The organism is Bartonella sp. AP57NXGY, from assembly GCF_042195805.1.
In the GTDB taxonomy this organism is placed as follows: Bacteria; Pseudomonadota; Alphaproteobacteria; order Rhizobiales; family Rhizobiaceae; genus Bartonella.
The window spans coordinates 1-1145 of sequence record NZ_JBHIOZ010000078.1 but is presented as its reverse complement, the minus strand read 5'-3'; the positions used below and the strand labels follow the sequence as shown (position 1 = coordinate 1145).

The window sequence follows — 1145 nt, the reverse complement described above, 5'->3', positions numbered from 1 at the left end:
CAATGTTTAAAACTTTACGGTTTGAAGGTATCTTTCGTCCTTTTCTGACTGTTTTCTTTTGCATTACACAATTTGCATCACCAACAGCCCCATAATTTTGAGATTTTCAAAACAAGTGGTATTCAATAAGGGCTCTCAATAGAACGCCCTAATAATCCCCCCATAAAATACCAATATCATACATCACAGCAATGATGAGCAATACACGCATAAAAATATGAAAACAGCATTATTATGCTCTCATCGCCTCACCTTTCAAGATGCAAAGGCTTGTTTTTCAAAACATTGTTTAGCCAGAATTGAAGAAGATAATATCACTTATCGATCATCAACATAGAGGCTAAGATTATGAAGCCACAAGATTCTCCCCCACCACATTCCTCACAAACCCCAGAAGGTGCAAGTGCACCTGAAGGGGCGCATGCAAATGCATCATTAGACACTCTTACTGCACATTTAGAACGGCTTAACATTGAAAAAATAAAAAACACCCCTTTTAATCGTGCGGAATTAAAAGATATTATTGCCGGTTTAGAAAAGCATAATGCCGATGGCAGTTGGATCAAAAATTATTATGATATTTTAGATCTTTACATGATGCCAGCCTTGGTCGATCAAGCAAATCGTAAATATCCAGAGATGAATCTCAAACTTACAAGCCCCCCTGACGGCTTTGCCCTTGCTCTCAAAGAAACGCTCGAAAAGGGCATAAAATCTTCTAGGCTGATCGTTAACGCACAGGATAGGGGAATTCATTTTGCGGTTGTCGATCATCAAACCATTGATAATAAAACATCTTTGATCTTTTTTGAACCGACCTTACTGCGTGACACGCTTCCCGCATTACTTGCATTAAGGACGCGACAATCCATTGAACATCACCAATTTCCGAATATTCATTTTGCCATAGTAGAAATGGATATTCAACGAAGCTCCTCTGAATGTGGGATGTTCAGCTTAAGCCTTGCCAAAAAGCTTTATCTCGAAGCTCAAAAATTAGAAAGACTACACAAAGATAATATTAAGGGTGTGTTATGTGAACCAGACACGCCTTTACCTGCTGAAAAATTAGATCCATATCTTCCAGCTCGTTTATACAAACACGTGCAAGGAAGAAGACGTCTTGGGGAATATCTAAAAGCCAA

Annotated in this window: 1 protein-coding gene; it reads left to right on the top strand. The window is 38.7% G+C overall.

Annotation, left to right across the window (positions count from 1 at the left end):
* Positions 1-348: 348 nt before the first annotated feature.
* Positions 349-1145 (top strand): YopJ/AvrA family T3SS effector serine/threonine acetyltransferase (locus tag ACFIL8_RS07115; RefSeq protein WP_375689261.1); only part of this gene is annotated, 797 nt, incomplete at its 3' end.